18 protein-coding genes are annotated in these 21,561 nt (G+C 43.2%); 9 read left to right on the plus strand and 9 right to left on the minus strand.

What is annotated here, in order from left to right; translation table 11 throughout:
* Positions 1-273: 273 nt before the first annotated feature.
* Both PLE34_RS15285 and PLE34_RS15290 read right to left on the minus strand, forming a co-directional pair.
* The gene (locus PLE34_RS15285; RefSeq protein WP_324558348.1) at positions 274-1,386 is read right to left on the minus strand and encodes a hypothetical protein; all 1,113 of its coding nucleotides are present in this window, start codon (positions 1,384-1,386) and stop codon (positions 274-276) included.
* Positions 1,387-1,551: 165 nt separating this feature from the next.
* Positions 1,552-2,196 carry an NUDIX hydrolase gene (locus tag PLE34_RS15290; RefSeq protein WP_324558350.1) on the minus strand — a complete coding sequence of 215 codons (645 nt, stop codon included), beginning with the start codon at positions 2,194-2,196 and terminating at the stop codon, positions 1,552-1,554.
* A gap of 28 nt (positions 2,197-2,224) precedes the next feature.
* Here PLE34_RS15290 and pyrE point away from each other — a divergent pair, with 28 nt between their 5' ends.
* A complete protein-coding gene (pyrE, locus tag PLE34_RS15295; RefSeq protein ID WP_324558352.1) occupies positions 2,225-2,854 on the plus strand; it encodes an orotate phosphoribosyltransferase in 630 nt (209 codons plus the stop codon).
* A 205-nt stretch (positions 2,855-3,059) separates the two neighbouring features.
* Entirely contained in the window at positions 3,060-3,404 is a 345-nt protein-coding gene (locus PLE34_RS15300; RefSeq protein ID WP_324558353.1) for a heavy-metal-associated domain-containing protein, read from the plus strand.
* A 171-nt stretch (positions 3,405-3,575) separates the two neighbouring features.
* Here PLE34_RS15300 and kdsA read toward each other — a convergent pair whose 3' ends face one another.
* Both kdsA and PLE34_RS15310 read right to left on the minus strand, forming a co-directional pair.
* Entirely contained in the window at positions 3,576-4,394 is an 819-nt protein-coding gene (kdsA, locus tag PLE34_RS15305) for a 3-deoxy-8-phosphooctulonate synthase (protein ID WP_324558355.1), read from the minus strand.
* A gap of 250 nt (positions 4,395-4,644) precedes the next feature.
* Positions 4,645-5,532, minus strand: a complete 888-nt coding sequence (locus tag PLE34_RS15310) for an AraC family transcriptional regulator (protein ID WP_324558357.1) — start codon at positions 5,530-5,532, stop codon at positions 4,645-4,647.
* Positions 5,533-5,686: 154 nt separating this feature from the next.
* On the opposite strand from PLE34_RS15310, the gene PLE34_RS15315 reads away from it, so the two are divergent.
* The 6 genes from PLE34_RS15315 (at position 5,687) to PLE34_RS15340 (ending at position 13,466) form a co-directional block, all read left to right on the plus strand.
* The gene (locus PLE34_RS15315; protein ID WP_324558359.1) at positions 5,687-7,210 is read left to right on the plus strand and encodes a sodium:solute symporter family protein; all 1,524 of its coding nucleotides are present in this window, start codon (positions 5,687-5,689) and stop codon (positions 7,208-7,210) included.
* Between the two features lie 147 nt (positions 7,211-7,357).
* A complete protein-coding gene (locus PLE34_RS15320) occupies positions 7,358-8,296 on the plus strand; it encodes a dihydrodipicolinate synthase family protein (protein WP_324558360.1) in 939 nt (312 codons plus the stop codon).
* Positions 8,297-8,461: 165 nt separating this feature from the next.
* Positions 8,462-9,556: a sialidase family protein gene (locus PLE34_RS15325; RefSeq protein WP_324558362.1), complete on the plus strand. Its 1,095-nt coding sequence runs from the start codon at positions 8,462-8,464 to the stop codon at positions 9,554-9,556.
* A gap of 87 nt (positions 9,557-9,643) precedes the next feature.
* Positions 9,644-10,939, plus strand: coding sequence for a hypothetical protein (locus tag PLE34_RS15330; protein WP_324558364.1), 1,296 nt, complete (start codon positions 9,644-9,646; stop codon positions 10,937-10,939).
* A 195-nt stretch (positions 10,940-11,134) separates the two neighbouring features.
* Positions 11,135-12,016: a hypothetical protein gene (locus PLE34_RS15335; protein WP_324558365.1), complete on the plus strand. Its 882-nt coding sequence runs from the start codon at positions 11,135-11,137 to the stop codon at positions 12,014-12,016.
* A 151-nt stretch (positions 12,017-12,167) separates the two neighbouring features.
* Positions 12,168-13,466 carry a bifunctional folylpolyglutamate synthase/dihydrofolate synthase gene (locus tag PLE34_RS15340; RefSeq protein WP_324558366.1) on the plus strand — a complete coding sequence of 433 codons (1,299 nt, stop codon included), beginning with the start codon at positions 12,168-12,170 and terminating at the stop codon, positions 13,464-13,466.
* An 80-nt stretch (positions 13,467-13,546) separates the two neighbouring features.
* Here PLE34_RS15340 and PLE34_RS15345 read toward each other — a convergent pair whose 3' ends face one another.
* The 5 genes from PLE34_RS15345 to PLE34_RS15365 form a co-directional block, all read right to left on the minus strand.
* Positions 13,547-15,964 carry a T9SS type A sorting domain-containing protein gene (locus tag PLE34_RS15345; RefSeq protein WP_324558368.1) on the minus strand — a complete coding sequence of 806 codons (2,418 nt, stop codon included), beginning with the start codon at positions 15,962-15,964 and terminating at the stop codon, positions 13,547-13,549.
* A gap of 25 nt (positions 15,965-15,989) precedes the next feature.
* The gene (locus PLE34_RS15350; RefSeq protein WP_324558370.1) at positions 15,990-16,214 is read right to left on the minus strand and encodes a hypothetical protein; all 225 of its coding nucleotides are present in this window, start codon (positions 16,212-16,214) and stop codon (positions 15,990-15,992) included.
* Between the two features lie 50 nt (positions 16,215-16,264).
* Entirely contained in the window at positions 16,265-16,897 is a 633-nt protein-coding gene (locus PLE34_RS15355; RefSeq protein WP_324558371.1) for a hypothetical protein, read from the minus strand.
* Between the two features lie 228 nt (positions 16,898-17,125).
* On the minus strand, positions 17,126-17,875 hold the full coding sequence (locus PLE34_RS15360; RefSeq protein ID WP_324558373.1) for a LytR/AlgR family response regulator transcription factor: 750 nt from the start codon (positions 17,873-17,875) through the stop codon (positions 17,126-17,128).
* Positions 17,872-19,935 carry a tetratricopeptide repeat-containing sensor histidine kinase gene (locus tag PLE34_RS15365; RefSeq protein ID WP_324558374.1) on the minus strand — a complete coding sequence of 688 codons (2,064 nt, stop codon included), beginning with the start codon at positions 19,933-19,935 and terminating at the stop codon, positions 17,872-17,874. The genes PLE34_RS15360 and PLE34_RS15365 overlap by 4 nt, the downstream gene beginning before the upstream one ends.
* Before the next feature lie 105 nt (positions 19,936-20,040).
* Here PLE34_RS15365 and PLE34_RS15370 point away from each other — a divergent pair, with 105 nt between their 5' ends.
* Positions 20,041-21,336 (plus strand): acetyltransferase domain-containing protein, encoded by a 1,296-nt coding sequence (locus tag PLE34_RS15370; protein ID WP_324558376.1) that lies wholly within the window; start codon positions 20,041-20,043, stop codon positions 21,334-21,336.
* Positions 21,337-21,561: the final 225 nt, after the last annotated feature.

The following is a 21,561-nucleotide window of genomic DNA, read 5'->3' on the forward strand; positions in this document are numbered from 1 at the left end:
AGCTGTATTTCGTAATTGACAACATCATCCAGACCTTTGGTTAGTTTTTTATATACCACACTGGCGCAGGTTTGGTAGCATTGCTTTGTGCCGGGCCAGACCTGTTGCCGTGTTTCTACTTATCTTAATATTTCTTAAGCAAGTAGCGTATGAGCCCGGCTATAAACTTATATCTATCATTATTGCAAAACAAGTAACGCTCAGGCATCAGGTTGGCTATTACACAACACCACGGCTACCTGCGCCAGAAGGTGAGAGTGGAGAGGGTAAACGTTACTTGATTTCAGTTATGTTTAATGACTTTATATACTCTTTATAACTTCGATCTAAAGCGGAAGTATCGCAATTGGTAAGTTTATATTTACTATCAAGTTCAAAACAAAAGAGCTTCTGTAACTCCCAAACGATTTTAAGCCATCCATAATATGTTCTTTTTGACCGCCAACTGCTGTTAATCACATATGAATTTACATCCTCGGAATCTTCTATAAGAGGATGAGTTTCAATAAAGTCAGATGCGTTTATGATACTGTTCTTTATTCTTTCCGAAAAAATATTCAAATTATTTGTAAGTAAATTTAAAGCAGCAATTAAACTGTCTCTTTTTGCAAAGTCAGTTGTAAATTTGGGAAAATATGCTGTATCAATCCTCTCAAACTTCAAATCTTTGTCTAATACCCTGATCCGATGCGCCACCCCAACTCTTGATAGTTCAAGGATAATTCCTGCTTCATTATAAATATCAGGATATGATTTAATCGAGAGTATATCTGCCAATATACCAGCATTTTTATTCAATTCATCAACTCGTGCTACAATAGCTTTGTCATCTAAGGATTCAAGAACGCTGATAGGTTCAATATTAAAAACTTTTATTTTTTCTTTGTTGAAAATCCTTAAGTGAAGCATAAACAAGCACGTAGAAATTTTACTTTCGTTGTTTTGCCAATACTCGATTTTGACAGCAACCGGATACCTTGTCATCCGACTATAGTTCATATATGGGTTCAACTCTGGGATGTTATAGTAAGAAGAGATTGTTTTGTTTAGTTTTGTTAAGAAAGCATAGGTAACCCAAGTATCTCCAATAATTTCAAAAGAATCATTTTCTTTAAAATCAGACGGCGGAAACACTACCATTCTTTTTACAGTAATTTCAGTTAATCGGCTTTTTAGAGTAAGTGAAACAAGGTCAACATTATTGCTTGAATATAGTCTTTCGAACTGCCAACCTGCAAGTTGGCTATATTCAAATTGCTTCTTTACGTATTCTATATTTTTACAACTTTGGTAAAAACTACCAATACTGAGTGAGAGAGCCAGAAAGCTAAAAACCACAGCATATGTCTCCTTATTGTTTCCGAAATAATTTTCTACTTTAGTCACGTTGAAGTATCTTGGGTTAAGAGTTCAGTTAACGTACACTAATATAGAGCTATTTTTATTTGATATGCAACCCTAATTTGATTCGCGCCGGGGTTTTCATCACCAGCCGTTGTGGGCCAGCTATGAAACCCTGGCGCTGAACGATTCGCTGGAGTCTCACGCTTCTCACTCACCCGGCGAAGACCCAGGCGGGACGAAAATCTCCATCACATCTTTAATAGATGGAAAAGTATTGCTTAGCTTTTCGCCCAGTGCAGCGGGCTTTACCCATTCAATCTGCTGTATATCTTCTTCTGTTTGAGGCTTCAGGGCCTGCGATGACGCGGCTTTCATGCTGTACCAGTGCGATTCTTTTAATATATGCCTGCCAAATTCAGTATAGGTATGGAAGGTGATTAGTATGAATTTTTTGAGCTGCACTTTTTGTAGCCCGGTTTCTTCCTTTACTTCCCTCACCGCGCATTCCTCCAGCGTTTCTCCTTCATCTAATTTGCCTTTAGGAAGGTCCCATTTCCCTCTCCTGTAAATCATCAGTATTTCGTTCTTTTCATTTTCTATCAAACCCCCGGCGGCCTGTATCACCGTAAAATGCTTGCGGAACATTTTTTTTGATTGTTCCATATTTGCAGTAAAAAGTATGCCTGCGTGAAACCCCGGCTTTGCTATTTCATGCAATAATGCATTAACGGCTGGATTTGACATTTCATCTATAAAAATGGTATCCGGGTGATGCCTGTATATTTCTATAGCAGGGGTTATCTCATCACAAATAAAAACGGGCTTATCGCCAAAGTATATTTTCAGAACCATACCATTCAATTTTTATTATTTTCGCGCCATGACAAACGAAAAAGCAGTAGCTGAAAAGCTTTTACAAATTAATGCTATCCGGCTGAATCCGCAACAACCATTTACATGGGCATCGGGCTGGAAAAGTCCTATTTATTGCGATAACCGCAAAACACTGTCTTTTCCCTATATCCGCGACTTTGTGAAATCGGAGCTCTGTAATGTCATATTCGAAAGCTTTCCTGACGCCGATATGCTGGCCGGCGTGGCTACTGCCGGTATTGCATGGGGTGCTATGGCTGCCGACCAGCTAAAGCTGCCGTATATATATGTTCGCCCCAGGCCTAAAGAGCACGGATTAGGCAACCAGGTAGAAGGTTATGTTGAACCCGGTAAAAGAGTGGTGGTGGTGGAAGACCTGATTTCTACCGGTAAAAGCAGTCTGCAGGTATGCAGCGTGCTTAAAGAGCAGGGGCTTGAAGTAGAAGGTATGGTTTCTATTTTTACTTATGGATTTGATGTGGCGGTGCAGGCTTTTGCAGAAGCCGGTGTGGTGCTTAAATCGTTAACCAACTATCAAACGCTGATAACCCTCGCGCTGGAAAAAGGAATAATAGGTGCAGCTGAAGAAGCCACATTATTAAGCTGGCGGCAGGATCCGGCGAATTGGGAGGGTTAAGGGATGTGGGAAATATGAGAATGTGAGAAATGTGGGAATGAGGAAACAGGCGGCCGGTACGCGATGAGAGGAGCGTCAGACCGCTGGTAAAATGTGGCAAATGTGAAGATGTAATATGCATTAACAATTTCTTTTACAATAAAGCGCTACCTTTTCAGAAATAATTCCGGCATAAATAACTTCTTTAATCATAAAAAATCTTACCATGAAAAAATTTGCGCTGCTTGTTACCTTAATTTGTGGTGTGGCATGGTCTGCCGTGGCGCAGCCCAAGAAGCCTGTAACGGTTAAAATTGCTACTCCTACCGTACAATGTGAACAGTGCAAAAAGAATATAGAAAACTATATGAAGCATGAGGATGGCATTGCCAAAGTGAATGTAAATTATAAGCGTAAGGAAACAACGATAACCTATCTTCCCGACAGAACGAACATTGAAAATGTAAAAACAGGGATCGCCAACGCAGGTTATGATGCAGGGGATGTAAAAGCCAATGAGGATTCCTATAAAGCGTTGCCTACCTGCTGTAAGAAACCGGAGGACCAGTGATAGCAGAAAGTTTGTGGTTTGTAGTTTGGAAGTTTATGTTTGGTTACAGGTTGCAAGTCACAAGTTGCAGGATACAGGTATAGGGTATAAGGTGTAAGGTGTAAGGTATAAGTCACAGGATAAGTTTAGTTCCAATAATAATCTTCCCTGTAATCTGAAACCTGGAACTCCCTACACCGCCTCTTTTATCTTCAGCAATTTTTGTAAAAGCGGTTCCAGTAGATCTAACTTCAGCATATTGGCGCCGTCGCTTTTGGCGATGGCCGGGTTGGGATGGGTTTCTATAAATAATCCCTCAGCGCCGGTTGCTATAGCTGCTTTTGCAATAGTAGCTATGAGTTGAGGATTGCCTCCAGTAACACCGCTGGTTTGATTGGGCTGTTGCAGCGAATGGGTGCAATCCATAACCACTGGTACGCCGTGTGCCTGCATCCAGGGAATATTGCGGTAATCCACTACCAGGTCCTGGTAGCCGAAAGTGGTACCCCTTTCCGTTAGTATAATTTTATTGTTTCCCGCCTTCCTTATTTTTTCTACAGCAAATTGCATAGCGGGGCCGCTTAAAAACTGTCCCTTTTTTACATTCACCACCCTGCCTGTTTCCGCTGCTGCCACCAGCAGATCGGTTTGGCGGCATAAAAAAGCAGGGATCTGCAGCACATCTATGTATTGTGCAGCAGGCGCCGCTTCATCGTGGGCATGTATATCGGAGGTAGTAGGCAGTCCGAATTTTTCACCCGTTTTCTTCACCAGCGCCAGCGCGTTATTATCACCTATACCCGTAAACGAAGAAGCGCTGGTGCGGTTGGCTTTCCGGTAAGAGGCTTTAAAAATGTAAGGAATGCCGAGGTTTTTGCAAATGCCGGATACTTTTTCCGCTACTTCCATTACCAGTTCCTCGCTTTCTACAACGCAGGGGCCGGCAATAAGAAAAAAGCTTTTCTCATTATAGGACTGACCAGCGAACAGTTCCTTTAAAAATTGTTCCATGCGGCAAAGTTAAGTATGAGAAGGAAAGCGCCAAGAACCAAATCACAAATCACAAATAAATTCAAATACCAAATCCGAAGAAGAAAATCCGAAATCCGAAGTGCGTAAACCTGAAGCCCGAAGGGAAAGGCAACCAAAAGGGAGGTGAGAGAAGTGAAAAGAAGAGTACATAGCCTGTCATTAGCAGACACCACCTGATGCAAAATTTGATTGCTAATTGCCACAACGGATATTCCCTGCAACCTGCAACCTATTTATTTTCTCTAAACTGCTTGGGTGAAGTGCCCATGATCTGTTTGAATGATCTGGAAAAGCTGTATTGGTCGGTGTAACCCATTTCTTCAGCGATCTGCTTGATGGGTGTTTTTGTTGACCGCAGCATCTGACTGGCCCTTTGTATTTTCAGCGAAGTGAAAAGCTGGATGGGGGAGTAATGTGTTTTTTGCCGGAACAGGGCCGAAAGATAGGAGGCAGATACACAGGCTTCTTTGGCCAGCTCATCAAGGGTAAGATTTTTATGAAGATGCTGCTTCATAATAAGAATACAGCGCTCAATAATATTATCCACTCCCTTTTTCATATAGTTGAAAACCGTGAGCCGGAAAGTGCCGAGAAAGCTATAGAACCGGAAATTGGCGTATAGCAGGTTTTCCATATTGTCCATCAGGTCAAGATGGTGCATAATGTCCTGGAATTGTGCTATCCGTCCTACTAATGGCGGGGTAGTTTGATTTTTATTATTTTTATCCCGCAGCAGGTAAGTATACATAGCCTCGCCAATGGCCCCGTTAAATTTTACAAAATAGAGGCTCCATTGATCCGAAGGCTCCACACCCAACTGGAAATAGGTTTTCCGGGGCAGCAGGGCAAAATGATTGGCTTTCAGTGATAGTTTTTTATTATTAACCTTATACCACCCAATGCCGCTTACGCAATAAATCAATACATGATCGGGATTGTTTTTCATTACCTCTTTTTCAAGAGTGCTTTGTTCCGGGTAAAAAGCTATTTCGGTAATGTACAGGTTTTTTCCGATGGGATGATCATCTAATTTGCTTCTTAAACGTGCAGGTAAAACCCAGTGCGTTTGAGCCGTTGCTTCCATGCTGCGTGCCGCTTGTTTTATTGCAATATTCACTATATTCAGACAATTTTAGAAGGTTTAAAAGTAGGATTAATTTAGAGGGCAATAATAATTTGTGCTATTCTTTTTATAACAATTAACATTGGCCGCTTTTTAAATTTGAATAATCTTTGACCGAAACCCGCAACTAAACGCACTGATCTGAAACATGCAGCACTTACCCCTGATTGATCTGATAGTAATCCTGGTATATCTCCTCAGTATGGTACTGGTTGGTGTATATTTTTCAAGGAAAAACAAAAACACCAAACAATTTACTACAGCTTCGGGTACTATACCGGGTTGGGCGCTGGGAATATCACTATATGCTACTTTTTTAAGCAGCAATACCTTTCTGGGTGTTCCGGGCAAAGCCTTTGGCAGTAACTGGAATTCGCTTGTATTTAGTTTGTCTATGCCTTTTGCAGCATATTTTGCCACCCGGTTTTTTGTGCCCTTTTACCGTACCCACGGCGAAGTGAGCGCCTATACACACCTTGAAAAGAGATTTGGCGCATGGGCCCGAACCTATGCTATGGTTTGTTTTATACTTACCCAGTTGGCCCGCATGGGCTCTATCTTTTTTGGTATCGCCCTCACGCTGCAGGCGCTAACCGGTGTTGATATGAAAACCATTATGGTGGTTACCGGAGTTTGCATTATCATCTATACCGTATTGGGAGGAATGGAAGCCGTGATATGGACGGAAGTGGTACAGGGGATCATTAAAACAGTGGGCGCTTTAATTGTGCTGGGTATTATACTATACGAAATGAAAGGAGGCGTAGGAGAGATATACAGGATCGGTGTGGCGGATGAAAAGTTTGGTTTGGGCAGCTTTTCTCTTACGGATTTTAGCTCTTCCACTTTCTGGGTTGTTTTTTTGTATGGTTTTTTTATCAACCTGAATAATTTTGGTATGGATCAGAACTATGTGCAGCGTTACCATACCGCGCGCAGTCAAAAAGAAGCAGCAAGAAGCGTTTGGCTCTGTGTATACTGGTACCTTCCCGTATCGCTGCTGTTTTTTATTATAGGCACGGCATTGTATGCGTATTTCAGCCAGCATCCCGAATTACTGGATGTGGTAAAGCAACAGGTGGCCGCCGAAAAAAATGTAGATATCAATACCCTCACACCGGCTGATTACGGAGATAAAATATTGCCTTATTTTATGGTGCTGAAAGTGCCCAAGGGATTGGTGGGATTGATCATTGCCGCTATCCTGAGCGCCGCAATGAGTACCATAAGCAGCGGGATGAACAGCTCGGCTACTGTATTTTTAAAGGATATCTACCAGCGGTATATCAACCCCAATCCGGGGCCTAAAAAAGAAATGATCATTCTTTATACCGTTACTGCTTTTACCGGTATATTATCCATCGTATTCGGTATCGCATTAATTGGTGTAAAAAGCATTTTGGATATGTGGTGGGAGCTGGCCGGTATTTTGTCTGGCGGTATGCTGGGCTTGTTTTTATTAGGTATGATCGCAAAAAAAGCCCGAAATGCGGAAGCCGTTACGGGAACAATCGTTGGCATTTTAGTTATTTTATGGATGTCGCTATCCAAGTATTTCCCCGAACAATGGGAGCATCTTAAAAGCCCGTTCCACGTGAACATGATCGTAGTAGTAGGCACTTTAACCATATTCCTGGTAGGTCTGTTATTAACGAAAGTGAAAGGGAGATGAGTATGAGCCTACAGGTAAAGGCTCTATACATTACAGTATTTATAGCGGAGAAGCAATAAAAGCAGGTAGCAGGGAACTGCTTTCTTTTATACCTGTTTTGCAGATTTATATTATTCAACAAGTATTTGAAAAAACCAAAGCAAATTTATGTCAAAGAAATTTGTTCCTGTAATGATAACGCCTTTTACACCAGAGGCGAAACTGGATTTTGATATGGTGAAGGTATTGGTAGATTTTTATCTTGCCGCGGGCGTAAAAGGATTATTCGCCAATTGCCTTTCCAGTGAAATGTACAGTATCAGCGATGATGAGCGCCTGGCGCTTACCCGGGCCGTGGTGGAGCATGTTAACGGCCGTGTTCCCGTGGTGGCTACGGGCTCGTTTGGCTTAACGATAGAAGATAAAGCGGAGTTCACTAAAAAAATATTTGATACCGGTATTGATTCTGTAGTGCTTATTACAGGGCATTATGCGGCGATAGATGAAGGAGATGATATTTTGCTGCAACGGTTCGATAAAATGCTGTCATTAACGGGCAATATCCGCCTGGGATTATATGAATGCCCCGCGCCATATAAAAGAGTGGTAACGCCGGAAGTGTTAAAAACACTCGTGTCAACCAACCGCATGTTTTATCATAAAGATACCTGCTGTGATGAAGCGCAGGTAAAGGCAAAGCTGGAGGTGATCAAAGGTACGCCTATGCAGTTTTTCGATGCGCATACTCCCAATGGCGTTTCTTCCATGAAAGCAGGTGCAGCAGGGCTGTCGGCCATAGCGGGTAATTTTTACCCGGAGGTGCTGGTTTGGTTATGTGAGCATGTTAATGACCCGTCTAAGCAGGAAGAAGTAGCATGGCTGCAGCGTGAATTGGCACGGGTAGATCCGTTGATCCATGTGGCTTATCCTATGAGCGCTAAATTTTTCCTGCATTTAAGAGGCTTGCCTATTCACGGCATCAGCAGAGCCCATGCGCTGGAGCCTACGCCCAAAGAAAAAGCCGTTTTGCATTCCATCTTAGATACGCTTAAAACGTGGTACGAAAAATTAGACATAAAGGAAGTGGCGTATGAAGATGTGGCCTGAGGAATAAAATACAAAGCACCAAGAACCAAATTACAAATAACAAATAAATTCAAATACAAATCCGAAGAAGAAAATCCAAAATTCGAAGCGAAATGCAACCATAAACTACAAACCATAAACCACAAACCATAAATTATAATTCCTAACCTCAAATCTAAATCCGACATGTATTATAGATTACTAGCCGCTTTGTGTATTGGTATTTTGTGTTCCTGCTCCGGGCCGCAACAGCATACAGAAACCGAAAACAAAGATATGCCTGCCGGTGATACTTCTTTTGTAAAGGGTTATTTTTTTACCACTCCGGCTCCTTTCGCGGAGTGCCATGCATCTACCATCCTGCATTTGCAAAACGGAGAATTTATGGCCGCGTGGTTTGGCGGACAAAAAGAGGGAACCGATGATGTAGGGATATGGCTGGTAAAGGGAAATCCCGGTAGCTGGTCGGAACCTGTTGAAGTAGCTAAAATACGGGAAGATGCACACTGGAACCCGGTACTCTTCCAGGCGCCTGAAGGAAAAATATTTTTATACTTTAAAGTAGGTAAAAAGATCCCTTCCTGGGAAACCTGGGTTAAAACATCTGACGATAACGGGCAAACATGGTCTGAAGCAACCGAAATGGTGAAAGGAGATAAAGGAGGAAGGGGACCGGTGCGTAACAAGCCCATTGTAACCTCTGAAGGGTTATGGATAGCGGGCGCTTCACATGAAGAAGGGAAATGGGATGCTTTTGCAGATATCAGCACCGACCAGGGAAAAAGCTGGACGGCTGCACCTTATATTGCATTAAACCGGAACGACTTCAAAGGCAAGGGCGTAATACAACCCACGCTTTGGGAATCTGCCCCCGATAAAGTACATATGCTGCTTCGTAGTTCGGAAGGCGCTATCTACCGCAGCGATTCCGAAGACGGGGGAAAAACCTGGAATGCCGGTTATAAATCGGGTTTACCCAATCCCAACAGCGGTATTGATCTTACCAAACTACCCGATGGAACATTAGTGCTGGCGTATAACCCCGATACGGCAAACTGGGGATCGCGCTCCCCGCTTTCATTAGCCATATCTTTTGATAACGGCGTTACCTGGCCGAAAATATTAGATATAGACAGCGGCGATAAAGAAGATGAGTTTTCTTACCCCGCAGTGATCAGTTATGGCGATACCATTGCGGTAAGCTATACATGGAACCGGAAAAACATCGCTTACTGGATAGGTACAAAAGACGCGTTGATAAAAGCGGCAAAAGACAGGTAGCAATTTCAAATTTAAGATTTCAAATTTCAAATTTGAAACTTGAATGGTTTAAAACATTCCCCATTCTGCATTACTAAACCCTTACTGATGCATACATCTTCATTGTTTTTTAAACGCATGCTGCCTGTGGCGCTTGCATTAGGCACCGCATGGGCTGCCCGCGGACAAATTGGCCATGAATATGGCGCCACCTGGGCCGCGGCCATTGGCATATTAACCGTAATAGCGCTTTCGGGCCGTAAAGACTGGTACGATCGTTTACCCGTTATTGTTGTGCTGGGCGCCATTGCATGGGGTGCAGGCGGTATGATCAGCTATGGAAAAATAGTTGGCTACGGGCATGCCGCGGATTACCTGAATGTAAGCTACGGCTTATTAATGCTGGTAATCATTGGCGCATTGTACGGATTTTTGGGAGGCGGGATAACGGCACTGGCTTTATCAACCACGCCTGAACATAAGGTAGACTGGGCGGCAGTATTTACACAGATGTTTGCGGGAGGGTATTTATTTTGGGGCTTTTTTATTTTCCAGTTGGAATGGTTCATGACGCCACCGAGGTCGGAATTGTGGGCTGCCTGTATGGGCGCCGCGCTTGCTTTGGGATGGTATATGTATCGTAACGGTTACACCTATGCGCTGCGTACGGCCTTTTTCAGCGCACTGGGCGCCGGTTTTGGCTTTGGGTTTGGTAATTTCCTGCAGCGCATGGGACACACTTCCGGTATAAAATTCAACTGGTGGAATGTAATGGAATATTCCATAGGTTTTTTTGGCGGACTGGGGATGGCTTATGGCATTTTTTCCAACAGCAAATGGCCAAAAACAATTGCATCACATAAAATATCCAACACCCTGGCATGGCTGTTTTTAATTATACTGCTCCCGGTCATTAATCTTATTGAAGGTGTAAACACCAAAACAATGACCGCAACCGGAGAGGGCATTCAGGCTGCAGATCCGGCTGCTTTCGCTTTCAACTGGCAGGTAATTATGTGGGTGATGTCGCTAATATGTATGCTGGCCCTCACTTATTATTATAAGCCCGCGTTACAGGGCGCGTCATCTCAGAAAAAGGCAACCACCCTCACTTTAGTTTACCTGGCGTGGTATATTATTATCAGTAATGTGGTGAGCGCTATATGGTTAACGCCGGCATTCAGCTCACAGCATTTATACTGGATAAACCTCGTGATAGTAGGGCTGTTTTTACGCAAAAGCACCACTGCTATAATGCCGGAAGCAGGCAATGCAGTTTCCGCCTCCTGGCCTGTTACCGTGCTGAAGTGGTGGGCCGCTGTGCTGCTCTGCATTTTATTACTGAGCTATATTGCTGTTTCAACGGGCTACGTGCATCCTAATGCGCAGGTAAGATTTGAATAACAAACATTGTTATATGATAAAATAATAATGATTATCTGCTATTTTGATTAATACGCCACGTATGCACGAATTCGTATAGCAATAATTCGTGCATACGTGGCATAATAATATTGTTCCACCATAATGTTATCATCAAATTCACAGAATTATAACAATAACATAGTTAAATTTGTATAACTAATTTATTATAGGAAAATGTCGTCAGATTTTGAAAAAGCAAAAAATGTAAAGGCCGGAACGATCACGGGGGTGATATCCGGCGCCTTATTATTATTCTTTTTCCTGGTTTCCTGGTCTGTGCCGGTTGTTATTCCTCCGCCTGTTGAGGAAGGACTGGAAGTAAACCTGGGAAACAGTGATGATGGATCGGGAGATATACAACCCCTCATTCCGGGTGAGCCTGCTGCAGCAGAAAAGGAAGTGAACACACCTCCCAAAGCTGCCAATACGCCCGTTCAGGATGTAAGAGCTGTTGAAACAGACGACAATGATGAAGAAGCGCCTGATGTAACAGTGCCAAAGCCCAAAGTATCTAATCCTAAAAGCACGCATGTTCCTACCAAAGAAAATACCACGGTAACAAAACAAAACAATACCAAACCACAGATCGTTGAAAATCCCAAACCTGCTCCTCCCAAACCTAAAGCCACTTATAAAGGGGGCGATGGTAGCGGCACGGGTGGCAACAATGCCGATTCGTGGAATGACAGCCGCAGCGAAGGAAACACCACGGGCTCTGGCGACAGAGGCAAGATCAATGGCGATCCCAATTCAAAGAACTATGATGGTTTTGGAGGTAGTGGCAGTGGTTATTCTATCCAGGGTAATTTAAGAGGCCGGCAAATTATCCGTCAGCCTTCATTCCAGGACGATTTCAACGAAAACGCCAAAGTGGCCGTTGATCTTTCCGTTGATGCTTCCGGAGCGGTTACAGCCGCCACCTACCAGCCCAGGGGATCAACCACATCCAATGCGGCAATGAAAGATATCGCTTTGCGCAAAGCCCGGCAATTAAAGTTTGCGGCGGGGGATGAACAAAGAGGAACGATCATCTTCAATTTTAAAGTAACGAACTAAAGATACCTGTTTTTGAAGCCCAATATCTTCAAAAAGGTATACACGGTCACATGATAACCCTGCCGTGTATGCCTTTCTTTATTGCACAAATTTCCGTTTCATTTATTATTCCGCTTACTTTTGCTTCCTGCATACCGGCAGCATATAGTTTATGAATTACAAAGCAACCGTTGACTTTCTTTACAGCGCGCTTCCCATGTTTAGCCGCATGGGTGCGGCAGCGCTTAAAAAAGACCTTACCAACACTTTTGCATTATGTAAAGAACTAAATAATCCGCAGAACAATTTTAAAAGCATTCACGTTGCCGGAACCAACGGGAAAGGTTCAGTAAGCCATATGCTGGCGGCAGTGTTGCAAACAGCGGGATATACAACGGGTTTATATACTTCCCCGCATCTAAAAGATTTCAGGGAAAGAATAAGGGTGAATGGCGTTATGATTGAGGAGGATTTTGTGGTAACGTTCACTGAAAAGATAAAGCCGCTCATTGAAACCATGGAGCCTTCCTTTTTTGAGATAACCGTAGCCATGGCATTTGAGTATTTCTCTGATAAGCAGGTAGACGTGGCCGTTATAGAAACCGGTTTGGGCGGGCGTTTAGACAGTACGAACGTAATACTGCCCGTGTTATCGGTGATCACTAATATCGGCATGGATCATATGAATATCCTGGGCAACAGCATAGAACAGATCGCTTTTGAAAAAGCCGGGATCATTAAGCCGGGCATACCGGTTGTTGTAGGAGAAACATTGCCCCAAACAGAAAAGGTTTTTGAAGCTGTAGCTGCTGAAAAAGGAGCGCCGCTGGTTTGGGCGAACAGGGAAAAGTACGCCGATAGCTACAGCTACCATGCAGAGGAACTTTCGGTTGAAATAGTGCGTGCTGCAGACAATGATAAGCAGAACTATATCCTCGATCTTCCAGGCATATACCAGGTAAAGAACCTGGTAACAACGCTTACCGCTATAGACCAGTTAAAAAAGGCCGGCTGGCATATCCCGGAGCAAGCCGCAGGTAAGGGGTTGAGAAATGTAAAAAAGCTAACGGGCCTGCATGGCCGCTGGGAAGTTATTCAACGCCAGCCAACGGTAGTGTTAGATGTAGGGCATAATGAAGACGGCATACGGCAGATAGCGGAACAATTAGAGCTGACGGATTATCATAACCTTCATATCGTAATTGGAATGGTGAAGGATAAGGAGATTAATAAAGTAATGCAATTGTTTCCTAAAGAAGCGTTGTATTATTTTACGAAAGCGCAAACACCCCGCGCCATGCCGGAAGACCAGCTTGCCGCCGTTGCCGCCGGACACGGGTTAACAGGTCATCATTTTCCTTCGGTGAATATCGCTTTGCAAAATGCCCTTGGCCGCGCACACAAAGCCGACCTGGTGCTGGTGTGCGGCAGTGTGTTTGTGGTGGGGGAAGTGGAGCGGAATTTAAAATGATGGAAATGGATGTTTTTATTTTATTGAAATAATAAAGGGACGCCCATAGAAGATGTCTCTTTAGGATTTCAATAGATCTGTTAGCGCTTTATAAACTTTACGGGTGTACTCATAAATATTTCAGGGCTTTGCAACCGCAGAAAATATATACCCGGTGCTAGCGTTTTGGTATTGATAATGATCTTACCGCTTTGCAATGAACCAAACTCCCCGGCCATTCTTTGTCTGCCTGCTGCATCAACTATTATTAATTTCCCTTTACTGATCCGGCTATCCATTTCTACCTCCAGCCGGCTTGAAACCGGGTTTGGAAATACCCTGATGCCCATATCGTTGTTGCATACTGCCCGAACCACTTTGCTGTACTCAAATTTTCCATCGCTGTCAACCTGTTTTAGGCGGTAAAAAGCTGTAGCGGCGAGGATTTGCTCATCTGTGAAAGAATAGTTTATAACCGAGTTGGAATTTCCGGTGCCGGGTATGTCAGCGATTTTTTCGAAAAGGGTACCATCACTGCTTTTTTCCACTTCAAATTTCTTGTTGTTGGTTTCTGTTGCGGTAGCCCATTTCAGCACCACCGTATTGTTTTTGCAGGAGGCTGTAAAGGAAATAAGCTGTACGGGTAATGCACCGGATATGCGCATGATATAGAAACTGGAAAAGGAAGCCGTGGAAAATTCAATAAAATGGTCACCATTATAATTTTCAATTCTGTCGTGCTCAATCAATACCGGTGTCGCGGGAATACCTTCCTGGCAAACTTCTTCATCCTTGTGTATGTCAAGCTGTTGCAGGGTTAGCGAGGGGTATCTGATCCGGAGAGCCGCAAATTCATTTTCCTCAAAGTATATTCTCAGTTTTGCTGATCCTGTTCCGGTGGGCCGGATGGCAACGTTACGGTCAAGGTAAGATATCCCTGTAATTGCATTATGTCTTATGGTTCCTGCTGTATGAACAAACAGCGAAGTATTGACCGTTCCCAGGTCGTTGCCATTTGCATTGATCTCGGCAATGATGTTGCCCGATGCATCAAATACCGGCACCCACATATAATGATTACCACTAGCGGCATTTATGGTGATGGTGTTGCCCGCTATACAATTGCCACCGGCTGATACAGCGGCTAACACGGAAGCATCCCAGGCACAGATCGTAAAAGGTCCAAAATTGATACTGCCTTTTCCGAGTATGCGGATAAAAATAATTTCACCCGGCGTTCTTCCTGTTAATTCAATTCTTGGGTGTAGCGAATTAATAACCGGTTCAGGATTGCCATCATCATCGCAGGTCAGTAAAATCAAACTTTCGCAATTGCCTGTGTATGCTTCCATAATTAAATCGTTAATGTTGTTGTCAGCAACGGAAGTTTGTATCACCAGGTTTCCGGAAGCAGGCACTGTTGCTTTATACCATACATCTTCGCTGCCCGACAGTTCTGCACAGGCAGGTGGCCCAAATCCCGGCGATGTAGTGGCATTGGCCAGGCTTGTGAGCAGCGGTGTGGTACAGAAACTGTTACTTACGCCGAGCTCACTGGCATTCACACATTCATCATTGATCGGAAGATCAACATCAACAAGACAAAAGTCGAAGGTTATATACCTGTTGCCGGCATACGAAAAAAAACGGAGGAGGTAACGATTGCCGGGAACCAACCCGCCAACCAGTTCACTGCCGCTGCCCGAGCCTATATTTTCGGAACAGCTAAGTGCCGCACCAGTTCCGCAGTTTGCATCATACAAGGCATATCCCAGGGCGCCGTTTCCCGATGTGGAAGTAGCTAATCTTGCGTTGCTGAAGTTAATGCGTATAGCGCTTGTATTGGCTGCAAAGCTGTACCAGATATCATCATCAGTGTAATCATTCGGGCACGAAAGTGCAGGTGTTGACGGACCTGCGCCAATTGTACTGGCTGGGGTTCCGCTATTGCAGATGGTTCCCACCGGCCGGGTTGTAACTTCAGTGGCATTTGCACATTCATCGTTGGCAGGTGCGGTAGCTTCCTGTATGCAAAAATCAAAAGTAGCCGCATTTCCCGCGGTTAATGTTGACCAGAACCGGAGAAAATAGGTATTGCCCTCTGTTAATCCGCCGATGATTTGAAACCCCGCGCCCGCCGATCCGATATTATTACACTGCAGCGCACTCCTGTTTGCAGGACAGGCTGTTTCATATAATGCATAGCCGATAATTGCACTGCCACCCGTGCCAATATTGATCGTATTGGAGAAGCGAAGCACTACCGATGTAGTTGTGGCAGTAAACTGGTACCATATATCATCATCATTCTCGCTACTGGTGCAGGAAGGAGCGGGCACAGATCGCGTAGCGCCTGCTGTACTGGCGCTAACAGACCCAGCGCAGGAGGATCCAAATGTCACTATTGATATTATAGTGGCCCCGATACATTCGTCGTTGGCAGGAGGCTGACATAAAAGGTACAACGGCAAATGCAATAGCAAAAGAATTGCAACAGCCCGGAGGTATAGTTGTTTCATCCTCGTTGTTTGTAATAACCGTGAATTAATTACACATAATCTCTCTGCCCGCCCAGCGATTGGCAAAGGCTTTTTTCGCCTCCTCGGAGCAAACTTTTTCTTCAACGGTCTGCTCATCCGATCCGCCTAATGCCTTGCAGGTTTTGCAGTCTGAATTTGGTTCATCATTCTTATCTTTTTTGCATGCGGATAGTGAAATGAGTATACCCGTTAATAGTACAGTGGCTGTAGTAATAATCATTTTTTTCATGTTAATTATTTTTTATTGATAACAAAAGCACTAACCAGAGCCGATGAGGTCTAATGCTGTCGCACTGCTCCTGCTCCTTTCCCCGCCAGGTCTTTCATGGCGTCTTCTTCAAATTCACCTTCTATTTCAACAGAATAGTTGAACCTGTCGGTTGGGAAACCCTTGTGTACAAGGTGGATAGTGGTGAATTTTTCTGCCATGTCGGCCAGTACGAATCTTACTTCGTTGCCTATAGAATCTTTTCCTTTCCCGATTTCTTTTTCCTTTTTGTTAAACGGCTCGCCACTGCTGTACTTGGCACAAACCGCTATTTCCGCTCCCGCTTTTCCGTCGGTTTTTCTGATGGTTATAATAACCTTATCAAATGGTGAGGGCGCAATGGTAAATGTTCTTTCGGTAGCAATTAATGAACCGGCAACTTTTTTGGTAGGGATAAGCAGTTCCCTGGCGCCAATTTCCCAATTGCTGTCATTGGAAATTTTTCCGTAAGATTTTAAGAGGTCGGTTTGCAGATCGAATGCTGCATCAATTAATTTGTTCAGTTCCTTTTGCGCGCCTGGTTCGCCGGGTATTATAGTATTTACATAAATTTTTGCCGCTTGTTTTCTAAATTCCTGGTATTGCTTCAGGAAGCTACCTGCCACTTGAATAAGTTTTGAGGTCACGCTTTGACAACTTGCCATAGTAAATAATTTTAATGCCTGCCTGTCGGCAGACAGGGTTATGAATTGGTTTGCCGAATCACACTTTAAAACTACATAGGATGGATAGCGAAAGGAATAATCCTTTCATATCTGGCGGCTGCGGTTTTATAAGTGGAGAGTGGGAATCATAATTGACGGAAGACAAATAAGTTTCAGGCTTAGGGATTTGAACGCTGAAAACTTTTGCAGAAATTTTTTACAGCGCGTTTAAAACGTATCAAGCATGGCAAGGAATTCATCTTTTTTGCGGCGGGAGATATCTACATGGTGATTGCCGGTGAGTATAACATAACCACCTTCGCCTTTTATATATTTCTGTACATGCCGCAGGTTGATCAAAAACGAATGATGCACCCGGCAAAATCCCGAATCTGCAAGCATATTTTCAAAATCTTTCAGATTCCTGGATACCAAGCAGCTTTGTTTGTTTTTTAGAAACAGCGTAGTGTAACTGCCATCGGCCCTGCAATAGATAATGTCAGCGGTGTCAAAAAAATCAATACCGGTTAAGGAAGGGATAGCAAGCTTTTCTATTTTGCCGGATCCCGACTGAATATTATGCAGCACGGATTGGTACTGGTAAAAGCTGTTTTTGCCTTGTAACCGGTCTTTTACTTTTTTAACAGCATGAACAAGGTCATCTACGTCAATAGGCTTCAGAAGATAATCCAGCGCGCTGAACTTGATGGCCTTAATGGCATACCTGTCGTAAGCCGATACAAAGATCACATCAAAAGTTACAGGTGAAAGTTGCAGTAATACATCAAAGCCCGACATTTCCGGCATCTGGATATCCAGGAATACCAGTGATGGCTTATGTTGCCTGATGCCTGCAATGCCCTCAGCAGGAGTGGCATATATTCCCGCGATAGCCACTTCAGGGCAGTACTTTTCAAGCGTCATCTGAATGGTTTCCCGTCCGTCTTGCTCATCATCTATTATAATTGCTGTAATCATCTTTCAGAAACTGGAATATTGATTTCTATACGCGTGCCCACCGCGTTGTTATGTGTATCTTTCATATCTGTTACCCGTATTATTTGTTCGGGGTTTTCCCTGTTGAGCAGTCTTAGCCGGTCTTCGGTAATTTTCATACCCATTGACTTTTTCCTGAACACAGATCTTTCGCTGAGTTGCTGCGCTTTTTCCCTTCCTACACCGTTATCTTCTATAGTGCACAGCAGCCTGTCGTTATCTTCCTTTACACCAATAAAAATATTATTTTTCTCGTATTCTTTTTTATGCATCAGTCCATGCCAGATGGCATTCTCCACAAAAGGCTGCAATACCATGGAGGGAAGATAAGTGCTCTCCGGCTCAATGGATTCATCAATGGAGATATTGTAATTGATCCTGCCTTTAAAACGCAGACCTTCCAGTTGGATGTACGATTCCAGCAAAGCCATTTCATTTTCCAGTGAAACCGTTGGCGATTCCGCATTTTCCAGTATGAGCCGTACCAGTTTTGAAAATTTGGTAAGGTAGGATGAGGCGTTTTGCGTTTCACCCTGCAGTATCATGCGGTTAATCGAATTCATGCAATTGAATAAAAAGTGGGGATTGATCTGTGCCCGAAGGGCTTTCATTTCCAGTTCGCTCATCTGTCGCTTATAGTCTGCATCCCTGATCTCATTGTTTTTTAATGCAAGTAATTTTTGATTTTTTAACCGTTGCCGGAATATGTAAATCAATAAAACAACCAGCAGTCCCAATAATAATAATCCGGTTAAAAGCCCTTTCTTTAATGTAGCCTGTCGCTGGGTTTCCTGCTCCTGTAGCAGTTTTTCCTTTGCCAGCAATTGAATTTGCCTGTCTTTTTCAGCGGTTTCATATTTTGTTTGGAGCTCATTCAACTGCCTCGCTGTTTGCTCACCCAGGAGTGTATCTGTAATCTTTGAATATAATACATGATAATTGTAGGCTTTTGAAAAATTCCCTTGCGAAGCATTTATGTCTGCAAGGTTTTCATAAACATCTTTCAACATTGGCTTTGATCTTATTTCCTTTACAAGGGAGAGAGCTTTAAGGGAATAATGTATTGCCGAATCATAATTCCTTAGCCGGCTATACCCGAGACCAACGCCTATCAGGCTTCTCGAAAGATCTTCTTTACTGGGAAGCTGTTCACGTATTGCGAGACCCTGTAAATGATAAATCAATGCACTGTCATACCGGGCCATTTTATCGAATAAGAATGCAATGTTGGCTAAAGACAATGCAGTACCAGTTTCATTACCAATTTCCCGGTAAATCTGCAGGGCCTGCAGGTAATTTTGTTTTGCTTTTTCAAACTGGTGTGTTTCGGTATAAAGATTTCCCAGGTTCACTAATACGTATGTCTTGTCGTTTTTTTCATCGAGCGTGTCGTATATAACCAGAGCTTTTTTGAACAGCAGCTCCGCATCAGGATATTTTTTTGTTTCTTTTAGTATGACGCCAATTGCATTTAGCGTATATCCTACGCTGTAGTCATTGCCATCCTTTTGTTCTATGTTCATTAACCTGTAATAGGCTGCCAGGCTTTTTTCATAGTCTCCCAAATGCGAGTTAACAATGCCAATTTGATATAGCACCGCAGCTACCCGGCCGGAATCGCCTTTTCTTTCGTAGTAATGAAGATTGGGTTCCAGGTGCATCAGTGCTTCCGTATGATTTCCCCTGAATCTTGCTATCACGCCATAATAATATGCTGCTTTCATGATTCCAGCGGAGTCTTTTAATGTATGGGACAACAGGTGTACACTGTCAGCGTATTGTTTCGCTATTTCTAATTGATGTATGCCTAAATAGGCCCAGCATATCTTTCCATATAAACCGATCTTTTCAGCGCCTCCCGGCGCAGCCTGCAGGTTTGTATGCAGACTATCAATGTAAAACTGAACATCAGCCGGAATTTTCAATTCATTTTTAACAACAGCAGTATCCTGTATTTTTTGCGGTTGGGCAGTTAACGAAAGTAAAAATGCCGGTAAGCAGGAAAAGAATAAAATACCCCGATGAAGTAAAATCGTTGACATAACGAATATTCTTGAAGTAAAACTATTCAATAAATCAGTAAGGAGCAAGCAGCCTGGGTTTAAAGCAAAGTAAGATTGCCGCATGTTATATGAACAGGAAATAAAATGGCAGCTTTATACCCCAATTCGGGTATTTGCAGGCAATCTCCTTTTCGTATCTTAAACGTTAAATGCAATGGTATGCAGGAATTATCGGTTAAGAGGCGCTACCGGATTGATTCGATTGATGTACTTCGCGGACTTGTGATGGTTATCATGGCACTGGACCATGTCAGGGATTTTTTTCATAGAGTGGTTGTGGAGGGCGGCGATGAGCTTGCCACCGGTCCTACTGATCTTGACAGTACCACACCGGCACTGTTTTTTACCAGATGGATTACTCATTTCTGTGCGCCCATTTTTGTTTTCCTGGCAGGTACTTCAGGTTATTTGCTTGGTTTTAAAAAGACAAAAAAGGAACTCAGCAGCTTTCTGATCAAAAGAGGGTTATGGCTGGTAGTGGTGGAAGTAGGGATCATTACTTTGGGCTGGACTTTCAATCCATTTTATAATGTTATCATTCTGCAGGTCATCTGGGCTATCGGTATAAGTTTTTTCATCCTGGGTATATTAATATACCTGCCTTTTAAAGCGATCTTAACTATTGGGCTTATCATTGTCTTTGGTCATAACCTGCTCGATTATCCGGGCATCAGCGCGGGATTGAAAGGAAGTTTGATTTCAGACCTCTTGTACTTCTCTGATTTTTCTGTTTACAATATTGATAAGGATCATTTATTTCTTATTGTTTATTCGTTTCTGCCCTGGACTGGCGTAATGCTGCTTGGATATTGTTTTGGAAGATTATTCAGTTCCGGTGTTAATGCGGCATGGAGAAAAAAGATATTATGGCAGATGGGAGCGGGGCTTTTACTGCTTTTTATTCTTTTGCGGCTTATCAATAAATATGGCGACCCTGTTCCATGGTCCGTACAACCAAGAGGTGATGTGTTTACTTTTCTTTCCTTTATTAATGTCAACAAATACCCACCATCGCTCCAATTTCTTTGTCTTACTATTGGCGGTGGAATGCTGCTGTTGTCATTACTGGAAGAGAGAAAAAATAAAACCACTGATTTTTTCAGGATATATGGTCGTGTGCCCATGTTTTATTATATCCTGCATTTTTATCTTATCCACCTGCTGGTTGTCATCTTTTTCTATGCGCAGGGTTATTCCGGCAGCCAAATTGTTACGCCCAACAATCCTTTCCTTTTCCGGCCAAGTGATTTCGGATTTAATTTGTGGGGAGTGTATGCAGTATGGGTATCGGTAGTGCTTATTTTATTTCCCCTGTGTAAAAAATATGACCGGTATAAAAGCCTGCATGTACATCACAAGTGGTGGCTTGGTTATTTATAGGAAAAGCAACCGGTGATACGGTTTATTGTCCTGAAACAGGTAGACAGATTTCACCGCCCCGGTTTCATGTCTCCACGAAATGTGGTTTATCCTTTTTTGTTTGGTTGAACAGCATTCGCTTTTTTCTTTTGTTTTATTTCAATTTGAGAATTAATTTCAAAAACTGGCCCGCCTGCGGATCAGCAAATTTTATTGTTTTGTTATCGCATTTACATTTCCGTTCAC

It is taken from the genome of Agriterribacter sp. (genome assembly GCF_035445465.1).
In the GTDB taxonomy this organism is placed as follows: Bacteria; Bacteroidota; Bacteroidia; order Chitinophagales; family Chitinophagaceae; genus Agriterribacter.

What these genes read in the sequence shown, in the direction of transcription:
- PLE34_RS15315 (WP_324558359.1), top strand. Translation starts at nt 5,687, where the DNA reads ATGCAGCACTTACCCCTGATTGATCTGATAGTAATCCTGGTATATCTC.
- kdsA (WP_324558355.1), bottom strand. Translation starts at nt 4,394, where the DNA reads ATGGAACAATTTTTAAAGGAACTGTTCGCTGGTCAGTCCTATAATGAG.
- PLE34_RS15325 (WP_324558362.1), top strand. Translation starts at nt 8,462, where the DNA reads ATGTATTATAGATTACTAGCCGCTTTGTGTATTGGTATTTTGTGTTCC.
- PLE34_RS15340 (WP_324558366.1), top strand. Translation starts at nt 12,168, where the DNA reads ATGAATTACAAAGCAACCGTTGACTTTCTTTACAGCGCGCTTCCCATG.
- PLE34_RS15335 (WP_324558365.1), top strand. Translation starts at nt 11,135, where the DNA reads ATGTCGTCAGATTTTGAAAAAGCAAAAAATGTAAAGGCCGGAACGATC.
- PLE34_RS15320 (WP_324558360.1), top strand. Translation starts at nt 7,358, where the DNA reads ATGTCAAAGAAATTTGTTCCTGTAATGATAACGCCTTTTACACCAGAG.
- PLE34_RS15350 (WP_324558370.1), bottom strand. Translation starts at nt 16,214, where the DNA reads ATGAAAAAAATGATTATTACTACAGCCACTGTACTATTAACGGGTATA.
- pyrE (WP_324558352.1), top strand. Translation starts at nt 2,225, where the DNA reads ATGACAAACGAAAAAGCAGTAGCTGAAAAGCTTTTACAAATTAATGCT.
- PLE34_RS15355 (WP_324558371.1), bottom strand. Translation starts at nt 16,897, where the DNA reads ATGGCAAGTTGTCAAAGCGTGACCTCAAAACTTATTCAAGTGGCAGGT.
- PLE34_RS15370 (WP_324558376.1), top strand. Translation starts at nt 20,041, where the DNA reads ATGGCAGCTTTATACCCCAATTCGGGTATTTGCAGGCAATCTCCTTTT.
- PLE34_RS15365 (WP_324558374.1), bottom strand. Translation starts at nt 19,935, where the DNA reads ATGTCAACGATTTTACTTCATCGGGGTATTTTATTCTTTTCCTGCTTA.
- PLE34_RS15345 (WP_324558368.1), bottom strand. Translation starts at nt 15,964, where the DNA reads ATGAAACAACTATACCTCCGGGCTGTTGCAATTCTTTTGCTATTGCAT.
- PLE34_RS15290 (WP_324558350.1), bottom strand. Translation starts at nt 2,196, where the DNA reads ATGGTTCTGAAAATATACTTTGGCGATAAGCCCGTTTTTATTTGTGAT.
- PLE34_RS15330 (WP_324558364.1), top strand. Translation starts at nt 9,644, where the DNA reads ATGCATACATCTTCATTGTTTTTTAAACGCATGCTGCCTGTGGCGCTT.
- PLE34_RS15360 (WP_324558373.1), bottom strand. Translation starts at nt 17,875, where the DNA reads ATGATTACAGCAATTATAATAGATGATGAGCAAGACGGACGGGAAACC.
- PLE34_RS15300 (WP_324558353.1), top strand. Translation starts at nt 3,060, where the DNA reads ATGAAAAAATTTGCGCTGCTTGTTACCTTAATTTGTGGTGTGGCATGG.